Genomic DNA, 2,958 nt, shown 5'->3' on the forward strand with positions numbered 1-2,958 from the left:
GGGCGGCCCCGTGCCGCTTGCCGGCCGCGACCGCGCGGCGCAGGCCGGGGTCGAGCAGGAGCGCGCGCACCCCGGCGAGGGCGTCGTCGAGCGGTTCGGGCATGAGGTCGATTCTCCTGGATTCCACGTTCGGCTGGCGCAGCACATACTGAGTATGCATACTCAGTATCCATGAGCATCCGGAACGGCCTCCTTGCTCTGCTCGAAGGGGGCCCGAAGTACGGGTACCAGCTTCGGGTGGAGTTCGAGGCGGCCACGGGGGCGACCTGGCCGCTGAACGTGGGGCAGGTCTACACAACGCTGAACCGTCTGGAGCGCGACGGCATGGTGGAGCCCGCCGGCGAGGCGGACGACTCCGGCAAGGTCGTCTACCGGATCACCGGGGCCGGCCGCGCCGAGCTCGCGATCTGGTTCGACGAACCGATCGAGCACGACGCGCGACCGCGCGACGAGCTCGTCATCAAACTCGCGCTGGCCATCGCCACCCCCGGGGTGGATGCCCTGGCCGTCATCGACACCCAACGCGCCGCAGCGCACCGCGCCATCCGGGCCGCCACCCGGCGCAAGGCCGCACAGAACGGATCCACCGACCTGGCGAACGAACTCGTCGCCGAGGCGGCGATCTTCGCCGCTGAGGCCGAGGTCCGCTGGCTCGACCACTGCGAGCAGGTTCTGCTCGCCTCACCGCCCGCCGCAAGACCCGACCTCACTCGGAGTGTGACATGACCCCCGTCCTGCAGCTGATCGGCGTGAGCCGCGTGCACGGGACCGGACCGACCGCCGTGCACGCGATGCGCGAGGTCGACCTCACGGTCGAAGCCGGCGAACTCGTCGCCGTCATGGGGCCGTCCGGCTCCGGCAAGTCGACGCTGCTCAACGTCGCCGGCGGGCTGGACGCCGCGACCTCCGGCGACGTGATCGTCGAGGGCACCCCGATGCGCGGGCAGAGCGCGGCCGGCATGGCCGCGCTGCACCGGCGCAGCATCGGCTACGTCTTCCAGGACCTCAACCTCATCCCGGCGCTGACCGCCGCGGAGAACGTCGCGCTCCCCCGCGAGCTCGACGGCATCCGCTCGCGCGCCGCCCGCGCAGAGGCGCTCGCCGCCCTCGCCGAGGTCGACCTCACCGGCTACGCCGACTCCTTCCCCGACCAGATGTCCGGTGGGCAGCGCCAGCGCGTCGCGATCGCGCGCGCCCTGATCGGTCCGCGCCGTCTGGTGCTCGCCGACGAGCCGACCGGCGCGCTGGACTCGGTCACCGGCGAGGCGATCCTCAAGCTGCTGCGCGCCCGCTGCGATGCCGGCGCCGCCGGCATCGTGGTCACCCACGACGCCCGGATGGCCGGGTGGGCCGACCGCATCGTCACCCTGCGGGACGGCCTGCTCGTGGACGACGGCACCGGTGTGCCCCGCTCGCGTTCGGCCATGCGGACCTCGTCGTGAGTGCCGGACGCGCCGCGTTCCGCCTCGCCCGCCGGGACGCGCTTCGCCACCGCTGGCGCTCGCTGCTCATCGTCATCCTGATCCTGGGCCCGGTTGCCGCGGCCACCGGCGTGGACGTCCTCTACCGGACGCAGACCTCGGCCGAACTGGAGCGGGAGCGCGCCTTCGGCGGGTCCGACGCGCTGATCAACCCCAGCTACAGCGACGGCCGCGCCTCCGTGACGCAGCCTCAGATCGAGCAGGCCCTCCCGGCGGAGAGTCGGGTCGTGCGCCAGCAGTACCCGAGCCAGACCGTGTTCACCGCCCCCAACCACCTGGCCGAGGCCTCTTACCTCGTGACCGGCAACCTCGGCGACCCGCTGCTCCGGGCCGAGGCGCAATTGAAGTCCGGCCGCGCCCCCGGGGACGGCGAGGTGGCGATCAGCCCCAAGCTGGCCGACAAGCTCGGTTTGGACGGCGACGGGATCGGCTCGACGATCGCGTTACGTGACGGAACGTCGGCCAAGGTCTCCGGGATTGCCCGGGACCCGTTCTGCCTGAGCTGCGCGCTGGTGGTCGTGCCAACCGGTTCGGCTCTGGCGACGGCGCTCAACTCCGGGACCAATGGGGCCATCGACGAGACGTACTACGTCGACCTCCCCGCCGACTACGACGACGCGACCGCGGGCCGGCTCGGCCAGCTCTCCGACCTCGACGTCTACGTCCAGATGCGCAACCAGTACTCCTCCTACGAGATCGGCCTCGGTGACCTGGGCCGCGCCAGCGAGGACGACCTCAAGGCCGCCGCGCTGGTGACGCTGGTCGCCGGGCTCGGGCTGCTGGAGGTCGTGCTGCTGGCCGGCACCGCGTTCGCCGTCGGGGCCCGTCGGCAGACCCGCGACCTCGGGATGATCTCGGCCCAGGGCGGCTCGCCGGGAGACCTGCGCCGGGTGGTGCTGGCGCAGGGCTTACTGCTCGGGCTGATCGGCGCGGTGGCCGGGGTGGCCGCCGGTATCGGCGGCGTGGTCGCCGCCAGGCCCTTGCTGGAGCGCGCCAACAACGAGGTCATGGTCGGGGTGCACTTCGGGCTCACCGAGATCGTCGTGGTCGCGGCTGTCGGCGTGCTGTCCGGCCTGGCGGCCGCGCTGTTCCCCGCGATCACCGCCGGCCGGCGCAGCACCGTCGACGCCCTGGCCTCACGATTCCCGGTGCCGACCGCGCGCTCGAAGTGGGCGCCGCTGTTCGGTGGCGTCCTGATCGCCGGCGGGGTGACACTCAGCTTGATGGCCTCCTATCTGATGTCCGGTGGCGGAAGCGCCAACGCGTTCGGTCCCGAGGGGTTCACGCCCTACTCCGGCAGCGGACGCCTGGACGACACCAGCGGGTCGATCGCGATCCTGGTGGGCGTCTTCATCGTGGTCGGCGGCCTGTTGCTGATCGCCCCCGCACTGCTCGCGGTGCTGGCCAAGCTCGCCGGCCGACTGCCGGCGACGATGCGGCTGGCGACGCGGGACGCCGCCCGCCACCGGCACCGCAC

The 2,958-nt window shown here is 72.5% G+C and carries 3 protein-coding genes; all 3 read left to right on the top strand.

All coding sequences use genetic code 11. From position 1 onward, the window contains the following. Positions 1-171: 171 nt before the first annotated feature. Complete coding sequence (locus H0X00_RS23080; protein WP_293775150.1) at positions 172-726, top strand: PadR family transcriptional regulator; 555 nt, start codon at positions 172-174, stop codon at positions 724-726. Next, positions 723-1,442, top strand: coding sequence for an ABC transporter ATP-binding protein (locus H0X00_RS23085; RefSeq protein ID WP_293775151.1), 720 nt, complete (start codon positions 723-725; stop codon positions 1,440-1,442). The genes H0X00_RS23080 and H0X00_RS23085 overlap by 4 nt, the downstream gene beginning before the upstream one ends. Further along, positions 1,439-2,958, top strand: a 1,520-nt coding sequence (locus tag H0X00_RS23090) for an ABC transporter permease (protein ID WP_293775153.1), incomplete at its 3' end; no start/stop codon positions are given. The genes H0X00_RS23085 and H0X00_RS23090, both read left to right, overlap by 4 nt.

The sequence above is a fragment of the Sporichthya sp. genome (genome assembly GCF_013815995.1).
Taxonomy (GTDB): domain Bacteria; phylum Actinomycetota; class Actinomycetes; order Sporichthyales; family Sporichthyaceae; genus Sporichthya.